This is a genomic window from Rhizobium sp. 05L419 (assembly GCF_056397845.1).
Genome location: NZ_JBFTOF010000003.1, coordinates 1 through 13,357, shown reverse-complemented (window position 1 = coordinate 13,357; position 13,357 = coordinate 1). Strand labels below are relative to the sequence as shown.

Genomic DNA, 13,357 nt, shown 5'->3' with positions numbered 1-13,357 from the left:
CTTTCAAAGGGCGACGTAGCGATCAGCCCTGTGGTTGATGGCAAGGAAAAGGTTCAGCACGACCGCGCCGAGGACCGAGTAGAATACCACAGGCGGCGTGGTGACGAAGAAGGCGGCGGCAAGAACGCAGAGATCGATCGCCATCTGCACGAGACCGGCGCGAATGCCGAAGCGCTCCTGCATGTAGATGCCGAGAATGCCGACGCCGCCCAGGCTGGCGCGGTGGCGGTAAAGAGCAAGCAGCCCAAAGCCAAGCAGAAGTCCGCCGAGAAGAGCCGCCCAAGCCGGGTGAATGGTGGCAATGTTCATGACCTTCGGCTGCAGGCTGGTGAGCAGCGACGTCAGGCCGATGGCAATGAAGGTCTTCAGGGTGAAAGAGATGCCGAGGCGCTTCCACGAAAGGTAGAAGAACGGCAGGTTGAGCAGGAAGAAGGCCAGACCGAAGTTCACGCCGAACGCATAGTGCAGGAGAAAGGCGACGCCCGCCGTACTGCCGGTGAGCAAGCCGGCACTTGCCAGCACATAAAGGCCGAGTGCTGCGACGAGGCTGCCAGAGAAGAGGCCCTGCACATCCTCGATAGGGGTGTGGCGGGTCGCGCTCGTATTCCAGAAACCAAGGGCATTGATGAGCTGTGTCATGTCGCCAATCTCCAACGGCAGGCGAGTTCAGGAACGCCCGGATGAGCCGGGCGGGACGGCATGCGAATGATGGATGGTGCTGGTCGTTGGTTGCGCTCTCTCGAGCGCGGCGTGTTCATCGGCATATACCATTGATTATCATGCGCTTTTGCGGTCTTTCAAGCAAAATATGTAAGCAATCATGACCTATTATAACTTCGCAAGAAGTGTTCGCTCATGCCCTTTTGCGGGCAAGGAACAGAATGCCTAATATGACATTGGCGCCATCTTTGCGAATGGCGGTCCGTGTCATGTCCATGACCTGGATGCCATGGCGGGCACAAAGCCCGCGGACGTAGGGTTCGGAGTGCGCGTAACGCAGGGATGGCGCGAGGTGGAATCCCTCTCCCTCGCCGGCATCCTCTACGGAAAACGCAAAATCGGCACTAGGAGCAGACAAAGCGACAATGGCGTCGAAAACGCTTTCGAGATTGCCGAGATACATCAGCACATCGGCGGCCGTGACCAGATCGGCGCGGTGCTCCGGCCCATCCGCGAAGAGACCGGTTGCCTTTGGCGCGAGCGACAGGTCCGCCTGTGCCAGGTGATCATAGACGTGTTTGTCAGCTGCCTTCGCCAGCATGTTCTGCGACAGATCGAAGCCTTCGAGGCGGTCCACCCGATCGCGTATTTCCGGTCCGAGCAGCCCGGTGCCGCAGCCGAGATCGACGCCGAATCGGTAGCGGCGGCCCGTCGAGGCAACAAGGCTCGCCAGTTTCTGGGGCACGCTGTAGTCGAGCTTTTCGACCAGCGAGGTTTCGAAGCGATCGGCATAGTCGTCGAAGAGGCGCTCGACGTAGCTGCTCGGCGGCTGGTCGGGGATCGCGATATCGCCCAGAAGCGCAAGCTTGAGCCCGGCGCCAAAGATGTCGTCCGGCCCGAGATCGAGCGTCCGGCGGTAGGCCTCGATGGCCCCTGCCCTGTCGCCGGCCTTCTCGCGATAGGTGGCCAGACGGTACCAGCCGGCGGCCCAGTGCGGCGCAAGATCCAGCGCCTGCTCCATCAGCTCTGCCGCCGCGTCCGCCTCGCCGCCGTCGTCGAGCATCTTCGCATAATCGGCGCGGCGGTCGGCGATGACATCGCCTGAAGTGAGCTGGCTGGGCTGCATGGTGGGGACCTGTTTGGACGGCCTGCATTTGGCGGCGGCCACAAAAAAACTCAAGTCCTATTTCAGAGGCAGAGGCGCCAGCTCTGAAAAAGGCTTGCGAGCAACGATTCGCGCCCGTATTTCAGGGATAAACAGGAGATGGCGCATGTCCGAACAGGTGAACAAGTTTCTGGGCGATTCGCTCGGCCGCACATTGATCAAGCTTTTGGTCGTATCGCTGATCGTCGGCTTCATCATGGCCATCTTCGGCTGGGCGCCCCTCGATTTCGTCTATGGCGTCCGCAATTTCGTTCTGGAAGTCTGGCATCGCGGCTTCTCCGCGCTCGGCCGCGTCGGCGACTATCTTCTGCTCGGCGCGACCGTCGTCATTCCGATCTTCCTGCTCATCCGTCTCTTCAGCTATCGGCGGTAACATGACCTCAATCGATCTTTCCCGCCGCAGCATTCTGCGCCTCTCCGGTCTTGCTCTGGTCGCCGGCGCCGCCAGCTGCACCACCGCGCCCAAGCAGTCCTCTGTCCCCTCCAACGGCGACGACCAGACGGCATCGGCCCTGCCGCTCGTCAACCAGCTTCGCGCCAAGAACGGCCTGCCGCCGCTTTCCGTCGATCTGGCGGCAACGGCTGCAGCCCTCTTCCAGGCCAAGCGCATGGCGTCCGCGGGCAAGATGAAGCATGTGATGGGGATCGCCGACGGCTTCGGCCCACGCGTCAAGGCGAGCGGCGTGCAGCTCCCGGCCGCCGAGAACATCGCTGCCGGCCAGCAGTCGGTTCCAGCTGTGGTGACGGCCTGGATCAACTCGCCGCACCACCTTGAGAATATGCTGGGCCGCTATACCGGCCTCGGCGTCGCCGTGGCGCATAATCCTGCTTCCAAAAACGTGCCGTACTGGGCGATGGTGCTTTCCAGCTGAGGCGATTCTGCCTCTCTTTTTTCCGGGGCAGACATGGACGTACGGGGCAGCGAAAACAGACTTGCATTCGATGTGACGCACCGCCTGGTGCTCTCGATCGCTGTTCCCATGACACTCGGCTTCATAACGACGCCATTGCTCGGTCTCGTTGGCACCGGCGTCGTCGGGCACATGGGCCAGCCCGATGCCCTAGCGGGGCTGGCGATCGGCGCCATGCTCTTCGACCTCATCCTCGGAAGCTTCAATTTCCTGCGCGCCTCAACGACGGGGCTGACCGCGCAGGCCTATGGACGGCACGACCACCGCGCCCAGCAGGGCGCGTTCTGGCGGGCGCTGATATCGTCGGTCGGCTGTGGCCTGGCACTTCTCTGTCTTTCGCCGCTGCTATTGGCGGCGGGTCTCAAGCTGATGGGCCCGGAAGCCGCCGTTGCCGAGGCGACCAGCACCTATTTCTCGATCCGCATGCTCGCTGGGCCGGCAGCGCTCGCCAACTACGCCATTCTCGGCTTCGTGCTCGGCCGCGGACAGGGTACAACAGGTCTGCTGCTGCAAACGATCATCAATGGCATCAACATCGTGCTCGCCATCTTCCTCGGCCTCTGGCTGGACTGGGGCGTTTCGGGCGTTGCGTGGGGTACGATGGTCGGCGAGACTGCCGGTGCGCTGGTGGGGTTGTTCATCGTCCTGGGCGGCTTCGACCGGGCCTACCGGCCGAAACGTGCCGAGATCCTGTCGCGCCACCGCCTGGCCGAACTCTTCGCGCTCAACCGCGATATCCTGATCCGCACCTTCGTGCTGCTGGGCGCCTTCACACTGATGACGCGGATCGGCACGAGCTTCGGCGCCGTTACCCTGGCAGCCAACGCCGTCCTGATGAATTTCTTCCTGCTGTCGGGCTATTATCTCGACGGGCTTGCCAATGCCGCCGAGCAGATTACGGGACGGGCGATCGGTGCGCGCTATCGGCCGGCCTTCGACCGGGGACTTAAATTGACGACGTTCTGGTCGTTCGCGCTCGCCGGCATCATCGCGGTGTTCTTCCTGTTGGCCGGCCCCTGGCTGATTTCGGTGCTGACCATATCGCCTGAGGTGCAGCAGGCGGCTGAGACCTACCTTCCCTGGGCGGCCATCACCGGGCTGACCGGTGCGCTGGCCTTCCTGATGGACGGCGTCTTCATCGGCGCGACCTGGTCGACCGACATGCGCAACCGCATGCTGATGTCGTTTGCCGGTTATCTCGCGGCTCTTGCCGTCTGTGTGCCCCTGTTCGGCAATCATGGCCTGTGGCTGGCGATGAACGGCTTCCTGCTCTTCCGCGGCTTCTTCTTGGTGGTGCTGGTAAAGCCCCGCGCCGATCAGACGTTCCGGGCTGCCCAGTAATCCGCCCGGCTGTCGCGCAAGTCGCGGATGGAAGCGACCTTCTCGCGGTCGAGCAGCTTCGACAGGCCGCGGACGACCGCGCCCGGCAGGCTCGGACCTTCGTAGACCATGCAGGAATAGAGCTGGACTAGGTCGGCGCCCGCCTTGATCTTCTCCAATGCCGTTTCCGCCGAGGACACGCCGCCGACGCCGATGATCGGCAATGCCGGGCCGACGCGTTTGCGGATTTTCGCCAGCACCGCTGTCGACTTTTCGAAGAGCGGCTTGCCGGAGAGACCGCCCGCTTCCTTCGCCTGTCGCTGGTCTTTCAGCCCCTCGCGGGAGAGTGTGGTGTTGGAGACGATCAAGCCGTCCAGCGCATGGGAAAGCGCCTCGGCGGCGATATCGTCCATGCCCTCCTCGGTGAGATCGGGGGCGATCTTCAGGAATACCGGAATTTTCCTGCCCGCCCTGGCGGCTTCCTCGTCGCGAGCCTCGAGAACCGAGGACAGAAGAGCCGATAGGCTTTCACGTGCCTGGAGATCGCGCAAACCGGGCGTGTTCGGCGACGAGATGTTGGCCGTGAAATAGCGCGCCACGGAATAGAAGCGGCGAATGCCCTTCACATAGTCGTCGATGCGGTTTTCGCTGTCCTTGTTGGCGCCGATGTTGACGCCAACGATGCCGTTGCCACGAATACCGGAGAGGCGCGCAAAAGCCGCGTCATGGCCGTGGTTGTTGAAGCCTAGGCGATTGATGACGCCTTCGTCCTCGACGAGGCGAAAGATGCGCGGTCGCGGATTGCCCGACTGCGGCTTCGGCGTCACCGTGCCGATTTCGGTAAAGCCGAAACCGATCTTCAACAGCGCCTCCGGCACCTCGGCGTTCTTGTCGTAGCCGGCCGCCATGCCGAGCGGATTGACGAAGTCGAGACCGGCAATGCTCTGACGCAAGCGCGGATCGGATTGAACGCCGCAGGCGGGTACGAGGCCGGACTTCAGCGCCGCGATCGACATGCCGTGAGCGGTCTCGGGATCGAAGAGGAAAAGGCCCTTGCGGGCGGCATTCTTGAAGAGATCGATCATGGCTGAAGTTCCGGAAAGATATGCTGGCCTGCGCCATCCAGCGGCAGCGGCTTTTCCCAAAGCACGGCTGATAGCTCCATGTCCGCATAGAGGTGCGGAAAGAGATCGCCGCCGCGCGACGGTTCGAAGACGAGCTTGTCACCGAGCTTTGCTGCATCGACCGCGACAAGGAGCAGGCCTGCCTGGCCTGCAAAGTGAAGAAAGGCGGTCTGCTGGGCCTGGGCCGCAGTCGAGAAGTGAATGAAGCCGTCCTTCAGATCGATAGGAGCGCCTCGAAAGATGCCGGCCAGCCTGGCATCCTGCCAGAGCGTTTCCGTCACGATCTTGTAAAGCGTGGGTGTCAGGGTCATGATGGCCTCATGAATTCGGGTCTTTTCCCGGGCTTTGCCGCAAAGAGAGGACGATGTCCACGCCCTGACGCGAAAATTGTGCTGGCCATCGCTATTTCCGGAGGAACAGATGAAAACGATCGCAATCGGCGTTCTCGCCATTCTCCTGCCGCTTGCCGCGCATGCCGCGGAACTGGATGCCTCCCGCTTCCAGCTCGAGCGCAGCGGCGATCATTTCGTGCGGCTCGACAGACAGACCGGCGCTATGTCGCTCTGCGAGGAGAAGGAGGGGGCCCTCGTCTGTCGGATGGCAGCGGACGAACGCGCCGCCTATGAAGACGAACTCGACCGGCTCTCGGACCGGGTAACGGCACTTGAAAACAAGAGCATCGTCAACAAGGCGCTGCCGTCCGACGCCGAAATCGACCGCTCAATCGGGATCATGGAGCGCTGGATGCGGAGCTTCATGGGGATAGTGAAGGAATTCCAGGGCGAGGACCAGCGCAACGCCCTTCCTCAAAAGACGTGATTTGATATAGTCGCTGCTGGAGGAGCATGTATTGCGGACGATCGCGGTGCGTGAAGAGGTGATCGAGCTCTTGGGAGGGAGTTGTCGATGCATGAACAGACAATCATCATTGCCGACGATCATCCGCTGTTTCGCGATGCGCTTCGCCAGGCCGTGATCTGCATGGACGGACACCCGGAAATCGTCGAGGCAGGCGACTTCGCCGCCGCGCGAAAGGCCGTGGGCGACCACCCGGAAGCGGACCTGATGCTGCTTGATCTCGCCATGCCGGGGGTCAGCGGCTTTTCGGGACTGATGGCCTTGCGATCCGAGTTCGTCGGCCTGCCGATCGTCATCGTGTCCGCCAGCGATGACGCAACCACGATCCGCCGTGCCTTGGAGCTTGGCGCCTCCGGGTTCATCTCGAAATCATCCGGCATTGACGACATCCGCCGCGGCATTCAGACCGTGCTTGCCGGCGATATCGCTACGCCCGAGAACTATCGCGACGGCCAGGAGCAGGATCCCGACGTCGCCAGGCTGATCCAACGGTTGCATACGCTGACCCCGCAGCAAAGCCGGGTCCTTACGATGCTCGCAGAGGGGCTGCTCAACAAACAGATCGCCTACGAACTCAGCGTATCGGAAGCAACCATCAAGGCACATGTTTCCGCCATCCTGCTGAAGCTCGATGTCGACAGCCGGACGCAGGCGGTGATCCAGCTCGGAAAGATCAACATGGCACTGGTTGCATGAGGCCGCCACCGCCGGAAAGGATTTTATTCCTTTCCGCTCTTTACTCCTGCGTCGCTTGCCGTTAATATTTTAGGCGACTGGAAGAACCCGCATGCGGGCGGACGGAATCAGGCAACATGCTTTCACACGAGCAGATCTGGGGAGCAATCGACAGGCTTGCCCAGCGGCATGAGCTGACGCCATCAGGTCTTGCCCGGCGTGCGGGCCTCGACCCGACTTCATTCAACAAGTCCAAGCGGCTGTCGGCCGACGGGCGGCTGCGCTGGCCCTCGACAGAGTCAATCGCCAAGGTGCTGGACGCGACGACGTCCAGTATGGAAGAATTCTTGGCCTTCATGAGGCCGCCAGCGAGCAGCTTCCCCGCCCTCCCCGAAGGCGCCTTTCCGCCACAGGGCAGTTCCATACCGCTGTTGGGCTTTGCGCAGGCCGGCGCCGGTGGCTTCTTCGATGACGGCGGGTTTCCGGCCGGGCAAGGCTGGGACGTTGTGGAATTCCCGGCGGCACCCTCCCAGAAGGCTGGCGTCTATGCGCTCGAAGTGCAGGGCGAAAGCATGATGCCACTTTATCGCGATGGCGATGTTCTCATTGTCGAGCCCGGCGCTCAGGTCCGCCGCAACGACCGGGTCGTCGTCAAGACTCGCGAAGGCGAGGTCATGGCCAAGGTGCTTTTACGCCAGAGCCCGCGCACAATCGAGCTGATGTCGCTGAACCCGGAACACCCGAACCGAACCATCGAGCTGTCCGACGTCGACTGGGTCGCCCGTATCATCTGGGCCAGCCAATAGGAAAATCTTCCATGCGTCCTGCGGCACTTGTCACGGCTTTTGCAGGAATCGCGATCCTTTTCGGTCTCATTGCGGCCGGCGGGCAGCGACTCGGCGGCGCGACGGACGCAACCGAGCCTGCTGCAATGCCGGAGACGGGAACTGCGGAGACCGCCGTGGCTGCACTGCCGGCGGCAGATCCGGAGGCCAGCATGAATGCCCGGCCGGTCGATGACGCCAGCCAGTTCTATCCAGCGGCCGTGGATGGCAAGCCGCTGGAGCGGGTTGCGGCGCCGGAGCCCGAGAAACTGAAAGCAGAGGATAAGAAGGGGATCGACCTTCCCCGTCCCATCGCCGAGAGCGCAGGCGTTCTGGCCTTCGGTGACAGACGCCTGCAGCTTGCCGGCATCATCCCAACGCCGGCGGACAGGATCTGCACTGACGCGGATGCGACGGAATGGCCGTGCGGGATGCTGGCCAAGACCAACTTCCGGCTTTTTCTGCGGCTCCGGACCGTCAACTGCGATCTCGACAGCGCGGATTGGAAAGGCACTATTTTGGCTTCCTGCAAGATCGGCACGCAAGATGTGTCGCAATGGCTGGTCGAAAACGGTTGGGCCGAAGCAGCGGACGGGTCGGTCCTTACGGATACCGGCGCAAAGGCAACGCAGGAGAAGAAAGGGCTGCACGGCGGCGACCCCCGCAAGGGCGCACCGCTCGTGATTGACGACGAACCGCAGCAGGATGGCCCTCTCGATCCCTTGTAATGCACCCGCCCAATTCTTAAACTCTGGGCTTATTTGAGAGGAACCGTCGCGATATGAACAAGCCGCTTTCCGCCCACGACGCACTGATTTACGTGATGGTCATGGCATCCGCCGTCGATAGCACCATGAATGACCGCGAATTGGAGCGCATCGGTCAATTGATCAGCTTTCTACCGGTCTTCCGCGACTTCGACGACGACAAGCTGATCTCGGTTGCGCGCGATTGCGCCGCGCTCCTTTCCGGTCCCGAGGGGCTGGACGTCGTCCTGGAGACAGTCAAGGATACCTTGCCCCCGCGCCTCTACGACACCGCTTACGCACTTGCGGTGGAGGTTGCTTCCGCCGACCTTTCGGTGAAGGCAGAGGAACTGCGCCTGCTCAGCCTGCTGCGTGACCGCCTCAGCCTCGACAAGCTTACCTGTGCTGCGATCGAGCGCAGCGCGATCGCCCGTTTCCGCAAGGGTTAGGGCACGCTGGCCGCCCGTTCGGACAGCCTGTTTCTAGTAAAGGCCATATGGGAAATAGCGCAGGTAGATTTCCTGCAGGCGACCGCTTCGCGACAGCGCGGCGAGTGCGTGATCGAAGGCAGACCTGAGAACGTCGTCCTTCTGACGCAACATGATCGTCATGCCTTCGCCCAGGAAGCGCTCCGACATATAGGGACCATCGAGAAGCGCACAGCATTTCTCAGATGCCTGCGACGACACCCAGAAGGAAAGCTGCAGCGCGTCCGCAAAGGCCGCATCGACCTGGCCTTCCTTCAGCGCCGCAAGCAGCGCCTCCTTGCTGTCGAATGGCACGGCCTTGATCTTAGGAAAATAGGCGGCAAGCATTGCCTCGTGCGCCGTCGCCTTGACGACGCCAACCGGTCGGTCCGCAAGGCTCGCGGCGCTGTCTCCCTGAAGCCGCGGCGTCTTGAGATTGCGGGCGAAGCGTGCCGGAAGCATCAGATAGGGACGCGAAAAGGCAAACTGCCTGCGCAACTCCTCCCCGACGGCAACGCCGGCGATCACGGCGTCTCCCTGCGAGGCTGCGAGCGCATCCTTGAGATCAACGAAAGGCAGCGCCTGGATCTGGCACTTGTCGGCTATTTCCAGCTCGGCACAGATTTCGCGGGCAAGATCGACGTTGAAGCCCGAGAGTTTTCCGTTCTGATCCATGAAATTGAACGGCGGAAAATCGACAGATGTCAGGAAGCGAAGACGCACCAGCGTCGACAGGTCCGGCTTGGCCAGCCGCTCTCTGGCATCGAACAGCAACGGCAAAGACGGCGCGGACTGCTGCGCCATCAGCGGGAGCGGGCATATCAACACAGCCAGAGACAGCCAAAAGCTACAAAACGCCGTCGGATTGAAGGATGCCAGTTTGAATTGCATCAGTATGATCTGCCTCGGGGTTACGATGCGCTGCCATTATAGCGACGGTGTATCAGAGTCATGCGTATCGGGGAATATGCGCCGCGCGGGATCGAAGGCCGCGACCGGGCGCCACGGGAACAGTCTGCCGAACATTCTCTATCGTCCGGTGCCGCGGCGGCGACCGCGCGCAAGACCAATGACTCTTAGAAAGCCGATGTCACCGTGCTGCTTGCGCTTGGCATAGCCAAGCCGACCGTCGCCGGCGCCGCCCTTGTCGCCCGCCGCAACGGAACGACTATCAAGTGCGAACTCATTGTCAACGGCGAACGGCCTCTTTCTGCTGCTTGGCAAAGAGGCGATGCTCCGTGATGAGAGACGAAGTATCGGTTGGCGCTGGATCGCCATTCCGCTTTTCGATCGCAGGCTGGCGCGCCGTCTTCCAACTGCCGTTCAAGCCGTTTTTCTGGGACAAGCCCCCTCATCTTCCCATCGCTTCCGCCGGGAAGTTGCACCCGCCACGAGACATTCGTCCCCAGGATGAAAGGTTGAATTTTTCCAGTGATAAGTGGCAGGTATTCAGGCCGTACTGGGTCGGCATTAGGTCCGCATTAAGCAATATCGATTCTATTCGGGCTCGACGACGTCGGTCCCCTTCGCCGAATGCATGATGCGCCTGTCGAGCCTGTCCAGGCATCTTCCCCATGCCGTACACCGCGTCATGCCCGTCTCTCAAAAGCAGGAGCAGCCGGCAGGCAACATGCCAGGCCGCAGATGGAAACAGCCATGTTGAAAAACTTAAAAATCCGGACCAAGATCATATCCGTCGTGGCACTTCTCGGGGTGATCGCCATCGGTGGCCTCATCTACATCGTTGACGAATTCCGTGGCGCCGACAGCGCCTATAGCGACTTCATCGACCATGAAGCTCTCGCCGCGATGCTCTCGTCCCGGGCCAGCGCCTCTGCCACTGCCGCAGTTCTGCAGGCAACCGTGATCGCCGAGCTGACACCCGATACACCTGCCTTCGCAGCGGCCCTGTCTCAACCGAGCAAGATGCCGCAAGCACGCGAGCGGCTGGAAAAGGCCGCCGAACTTGCGCCGAGCCGAAGCGCTGCGATCAGCGAGATCATCGCCGGCATCGACGAAATGGACGTGCTCTCCAAGAAAGTGATGGACCTTGCCAAAGCCAAGGACACTGCCGGCATGCACCTCGCAGTCGACGAGCTGAACGCCAAGCTCACCGTCGTCACGGCGAAGATGATCGCCAACAACGACACGTTGATGGACCTGCTCAACGATGGCGGCGACGCCCTTTCTGCCAATGTCAACGCACGGATCGATCTCTCATTCGCCCTGATCGGCATTGCCTTGTTCGGCACGATCGGTCTCAGCATCTGGATAGCGCAGGCAGGCATCGCGGCGCCGATGGCACGACTGCGCGAGCGCATGTTGCATCTTGCCCAGGGCGAGACCGCAAGTGCGATCGACGGCCTGGACCGCCGCGACGAAATCGGCCAGATGGCGGGTGCGGTCGCAACCTTCCGCGACAACGCCATCGACCGCGTCMGACTTGAAAGCGACGCGGAGAAAAACCGCAACCTCAGCGACAGCGAACGGCGCGAGCGCGAAGCGCAGCGCGCGACGGAAGCTGCCGACCTTTCGCGCGCGGTCAGCGCACTCGGCGACGGCCTCCGCAAACTGGCGGCGGGCGATCTTGCCTCGCAGATCAATGCGCCATTTGTTGGCGATCTCGACGCTTTGCGCCAGGACTTCAACAACTCCGTCTTCAAACTCAACGAGACGATGCAGACGGTTGGCGCTAACGCTCAGGCCATTACCGCCGGCGCAAGCGAAATCCGCTCTTCGGCGGACGAATTGTCGAAGCGCACCGAACAGCAGGCTGCCTCCGTCGAGGAAACGGCTGCCGCTCTGGAACAGATCACCACAACGGTCAAGGACGCCGCCAAGCGTGCCGAGGAAGCAAGATCGCTCGTCGCGAGAACCCGTGCCGGCGCCGAGAAATCAGGCGAGGTCGTGCGCAAGGCCGTGAGCGCGATGCACCAGATCGAGCAGTCTTCCGTCGAGATCGGCAACATCATCGGGGTGATCGACGACATCGCGTTCCAGACCAACCTTCTTGCTCTCAATGCCGGGGTCGAAGCCGCACGAGCCGGCGACGCCGGCAAGGGTTTTGCCGTCGTCGCCCAAGAAGTGCGCGAACTCGCACAGCGCTCGGCCAATGCCGCCAAGGAGATCAAATCGCTGATCACCACCTCCGGCGGGCACGTGCAGGCCGGTGTCTCGCTTGTCGGCGAAACCGGAAAATCGCTCGATGCGATCGTCCAGGAGGTTCAGGAGATCAACCAGCACGTCCATGCAATCGCGGAGGCTGCGCGCGAACAATCCACAGGCCTGCAGGAGATCAACACAGCCGTCAACACGATGGACCAGGGAACGCAGAAGAATGCTGCCATGGTCGAAGAAAGCACCGCCGCCAGCCACACGCTCGCGACAGAAGCCGCCGCCCTCAACAACCTGCTCAGTCAGTTCAAGCTAACCGGGACCGGCGGCATGGCCACAGCGTTCACGGCAACATCCATGCATACCGGCTCCACACAGGCCGTCTCGTCGCGGCCGGCCGGACAGCCTATCGTCACGCGCAAGGCCCCCGTTCGGGTCGCGACCCCCGGCGTGTCGCGCGCCACGACGTCACCTGCCCGTGCACTTGGACAGAAACTCGCAAGCGCCTTCGGCAGCGGAGGCAGCGCGTCTTCCAATGCAAACCAGGAGGCAGACTGGACGGAGTTCTGATCCGACGGCGGGCCAATCACAACAACGAAATGGGCGGCCCAAGGCCGCCCATTTTCATATCGGCATATGCCAATCCGATTTTGCTTGTCAAACCGTTGCTTAAGCAAATCCCCGAGGAACTTCCTCGATTTTGCGGCCGCGGCCATAGTCGCGCTCGTAGGAGGACCGGCTGTCATCGCGTTTGTAGGAGGCGATCTCCATCTCGGGTATGTGATAGCCATCCGCGTAGGTACCGGTATCTCCAGCATCGCCGATGTCGCGTTTTGCAGTGAAAATTTTCAGGAGCATTGCACTATTCCTCCTCGTGAGCCTGATAACGGCAGAAATGCCGCCTCAGTTCCGTGTACCGAAGAATAGTTAAAAATTAACCATATCCATTAGCAGATCGTCAACCAAGCGAAATGGCGTAGACGGCGACTGGCCGCTTTCGAAATTCGCCACGGAGCATTCACCCTTGCGTCCAGGCGCGATACCCAGTCTGGACAACGAAAGCCGGATCGGCTGGCAGGTGTCAGTCGCGGCCGGAACCGGGCAACGCATGTCGCCTTCCTCACAATTCAGATAGACCCTTGGTGCGCAGTTGCGTCAACCCGTCCAGGCACATCGAGTAGTTCATCGGGTAGACGCCGCCGTCCGCCGCGCGCGAGTTTGATAAAGTGCACTCGGCATCGCGGAAGGCAACCCAGCTCCGCTGCGCGGCGACCAGCACTTTCGTCGTTTCCGCGTCGTCCCTCAGACGCTGCGCGATCTGATTGTAGACCGAATTGAGTTCGGGATCGTGTCCCTGGAAGTGGTGTAGGTCGCGGCTGGTGGCCGTGCTTTCCGACATAGGGCCGGAGGGATATCAGCGTGCCACAGCGGGCAAACTGATTTGCGGATCATCGCTCATTTGGGCCATGGTCTCAAGCGTCATATACCTGGCG

The 13,357-nt window shown here is 61.6% G+C and carries 17 protein-coding genes; 9 read left to right on the top strand and 8 right to left on the bottom strand.

Annotation, left to right across the window (positions count from 1 at the left end):
- Positions 1 to 3: 3 nt before the first annotated feature.
- Entirely contained in the window at positions 4 to 639 is a 636-nt protein-coding gene (locus AC1DMK_RS04100; RefSeq protein ID WP_037060737.1) for a YitT family protein, read from the bottom strand.
- A gap of 214 nt (positions 640 to 853) precedes the next feature.
- Positions 854 to 1,786 (bottom strand): class I SAM-dependent methyltransferase, encoded by a 933-nt coding sequence (locus AC1DMK_RS04095; protein WP_477857286.1) that lies wholly within the window; start codon positions 1,784 to 1,786, stop codon positions 854 to 856.
- A 145-nt stretch (positions 1,787 to 1,931) separates the two neighbouring features.
- On the opposite strand from AC1DMK_RS04095, the gene AC1DMK_RS04090 reads away from it, so the two are divergent.
- From AC1DMK_RS04090 to AC1DMK_RS04080, 3 genes are read left to right on the top strand one after another with little or no spacing between them, the layout of a single operon-like run.
- Positions 1,932 to 2,198 (top strand): DUF6460 domain-containing protein, encoded by a 267-nt coding sequence (locus AC1DMK_RS04090; protein WP_037060735.1) that lies wholly within the window; start codon positions 1,932 to 1,934, stop codon positions 2,196 to 2,198.
- A gap of 1 nt (position 2,199) precedes the next feature.
- Positions 2,200 to 2,697 carry a CAP domain-containing protein gene (locus AC1DMK_RS04085; protein ID WP_037060733.1) on the top strand — a complete coding sequence of 166 codons (498 nt, stop codon included), beginning with the start codon at positions 2,200 to 2,202 and terminating at the stop codon, positions 2,695 to 2,697.
- A 33-nt stretch (positions 2,698 to 2,730) separates the two neighbouring features.
- Positions 2,731 to 4,077, top strand: a complete 1,347-nt coding sequence (locus AC1DMK_RS04080; protein ID WP_477857283.1) for an MATE family efflux transporter — start codon at positions 2,731 to 2,733, stop codon at positions 4,075 to 4,077.
- On the opposite strand, the gene AC1DMK_RS04075 is transcribed toward AC1DMK_RS04080, so the two are convergent.
- Entirely contained in the window at positions 4,053 to 5,141 is a 1,089-nt protein-coding gene (locus tag AC1DMK_RS04075) for a quinone-dependent dihydroorotate dehydrogenase (RefSeq protein ID WP_477857281.1), read from the bottom strand. The genes AC1DMK_RS04080 and AC1DMK_RS04075 overlap by 25 nt on opposite strands.
- Positions 5,138 to 5,491: a DUF952 domain-containing protein gene (locus tag AC1DMK_RS04070; RefSeq protein ID WP_477857279.1), complete on the bottom strand. Its 354-nt coding sequence runs from the start codon at positions 5,489 to 5,491 to the stop codon at positions 5,138 to 5,140. Before AC1DMK_RS04070 ends, AC1DMK_RS04075 begins: the two co-directional genes overlap by 4 nt.
- A gap of 109 nt (positions 5,492 to 5,600) precedes the next feature.
- On the opposite strand from AC1DMK_RS04070, the gene AC1DMK_RS04065 reads away from it, so the two are divergent.
- The 5 genes from AC1DMK_RS04065 (at position 5,601) to AC1DMK_RS04045 (ending at position 8,732) form a co-directional block, all read left to right on the top strand.
- Positions 5,601 to 5,999: a hypothetical protein gene (locus AC1DMK_RS04065; RefSeq protein WP_037060726.1), complete on the top strand. Its 399-nt coding sequence runs from the start codon at positions 5,601 to 5,603 to the stop codon at positions 5,997 to 5,999.
- Between the two features lie 87 nt (positions 6,000 to 6,086).
- Positions 6,087 to 6,734 (top strand): response regulator, encoded by a 648-nt coding sequence (locus AC1DMK_RS04060; RefSeq protein WP_477857277.1) that lies wholly within the window; start codon positions 6,087 to 6,089, stop codon positions 6,732 to 6,734.
- Positions 6,735 to 6,850: 116 nt separating this feature from the next.
- Positions 6,851 to 7,519: a S24 family peptidase gene (locus tag AC1DMK_RS04055; protein ID WP_037060723.1), complete on the top strand. Its 669-nt coding sequence runs from the start codon at positions 6,851 to 6,853 to the stop codon at positions 7,517 to 7,519.
- 11 nt (positions 7,520 to 7,530) lie between these two features.
- A complete protein-coding gene (locus AC1DMK_RS04050; RefSeq protein ID WP_477857274.1) occupies positions 7,531 to 8,265 on the top strand; it encodes a thermonuclease family protein in 735 nt (244 codons plus the stop codon).
- Positions 8,266 to 8,318: 53 nt separating this feature from the next.
- Positions 8,319 to 8,732 (top strand): tellurite resistance TerB family protein, encoded by a 414-nt coding sequence (locus AC1DMK_RS04045; RefSeq protein ID WP_037060722.1) that lies wholly within the window; start codon positions 8,319 to 8,321, stop codon positions 8,730 to 8,732.
- Positions 8,733 to 8,765: 33 nt separating this feature from the next.
- Here the strand turns inward: AC1DMK_RS04045 and AC1DMK_RS04040 are convergent, their stop codons facing one another.
- Entirely contained in the window at positions 8,766 to 9,644 is an 879-nt protein-coding gene (locus tag AC1DMK_RS04040; RefSeq protein WP_477857696.1) for a transporter substrate-binding domain-containing protein, read from the bottom strand.
- Between the two features lie 135 nt (positions 9,645 to 9,779).
- Positions 9,780 to 9,974 carry a hypothetical protein gene (locus AC1DMK_RS04035; protein WP_477857272.1) on the bottom strand — a complete coding sequence of 65 codons (195 nt, stop codon included), beginning with the start codon at positions 9,972 to 9,974 and terminating at the stop codon, positions 9,780 to 9,782.
- 432 nt (positions 9,975 to 10,406) lie between these two features.
- Here AC1DMK_RS04035 and AC1DMK_RS04030 point away from each other — a divergent pair, with 432 nt between their 5' ends.
- A complete protein-coding gene (locus tag AC1DMK_RS04030) occupies positions 10,407 to 12,434 on the top strand; it encodes a methyl-accepting chemotaxis protein (RefSeq protein ID WP_037060718.1) in 2,028 nt (675 codons plus the stop codon).
- A 99-nt stretch (positions 12,435 to 12,533) separates the two neighbouring features.
- Here the strand turns inward: AC1DMK_RS04030 and AC1DMK_RS04025 are convergent, their stop codons facing one another.
- Together AC1DMK_RS04025 and AC1DMK_RS04020 are read right to left on the bottom strand one after the other, a co-directional pair.
- A complete protein-coding gene (locus tag AC1DMK_RS04025; protein ID WP_037060717.1) occupies positions 12,534 to 12,722 on the bottom strand; it encodes a hypothetical protein in 189 nt (62 codons plus the stop codon).
- Positions 12,723 to 12,984: 262 nt separating this feature from the next.
- A complete protein-coding gene (locus AC1DMK_RS04020; RefSeq protein ID WP_477857269.1) occupies positions 12,985 to 13,263 on the bottom strand; it encodes a lysozyme inhibitor LprI family protein in 279 nt (92 codons plus the stop codon).
- Between the last annotated feature and the right edge of the window lie 94 nt (positions 13,264 to 13,357).

What these genes read in the sequence shown, in the direction of transcription:
- AC1DMK_RS04100 (WP_037060737.1), bottom strand. Translation starts at nt 639, where the DNA reads ATGACACAGCTCATCAATGCCCTTGGTTTCTGGAATACGAGCGCGACC.
- AC1DMK_RS04095 (WP_477857286.1), bottom strand. Translation starts at nt 1,786, where the DNA reads ATGCAGCCCAGCCAGCTCACTTCAGGCGATGTCATCGCCGACCGCCGC.
- AC1DMK_RS04090 (WP_037060735.1), top strand. Translation starts at nt 1,932, where the DNA reads ATGTCCGAACAGGTGAACAAGTTTCTGGGCGATTCGCTCGGCCGCACA.
- AC1DMK_RS04085 (WP_037060733.1), top strand. Translation starts at nt 2,200, where the DNA reads ATGACCTCAATCGATCTTTCCCGCCGCAGCATTCTGCGCCTCTCCGGT.
- AC1DMK_RS04080 (WP_477857283.1), top strand. Translation starts at nt 2,731, where the DNA reads ATGGACGTACGGGGCAGCGAAAACAGACTTGCATTCGATGTGACGCAC.
- AC1DMK_RS04075 (WP_477857281.1), bottom strand. Translation starts at nt 5,141, where the DNA reads ATGATCGATCTCTTCAAGAATGCCGCCCGCAAGGGCCTTTTCCTCTTC.
- AC1DMK_RS04070 (WP_477857279.1), bottom strand. Translation starts at nt 5,491, where the DNA reads ATGACCCTGACACCCACGCTTTACAAGATCGTGACGGAAACGCTCTGG.
- AC1DMK_RS04065 (WP_037060726.1), top strand. Translation starts at nt 5,601, where the DNA reads ATGAAAACGATCGCAATCGGCGTTCTCGCCATTCTCCTGCCGCTTGCC.
- AC1DMK_RS04060 (WP_477857277.1), top strand. Translation starts at nt 6,087, where the DNA reads ATGCATGAACAGACAATCATCATTGCCGACGATCATCCGCTGTTTCGC.
- AC1DMK_RS04055 (WP_037060723.1), top strand. Translation starts at nt 6,851, where the DNA reads ATGCTTTCACACGAGCAGATCTGGGGAGCAATCGACAGGCTTGCCCAG.
- AC1DMK_RS04050 (WP_477857274.1), top strand. Translation starts at nt 7,531, where the DNA reads ATGCGTCCTGCGGCACTTGTCACGGCTTTTGCAGGAATCGCGATCCTT.
- AC1DMK_RS04045 (WP_037060722.1), top strand. Translation starts at nt 8,319, where the DNA reads ATGAACAAGCCGCTTTCCGCCCACGACGCACTGATTTACGTGATGGTC.
- AC1DMK_RS04025 (WP_037060717.1), bottom strand. Translation starts at nt 12,722, where the DNA reads ATGCTCCTGAAAATTTTCACTGCAAAACGCGACATCGGCGATGCTGGA.
- AC1DMK_RS04020 (WP_477857269.1), bottom strand. Translation starts at nt 13,263, where the DNA reads ATGTCGGAAAGCACGGCCACCAGCCGCGACCTACACCACTTCCAGGGA.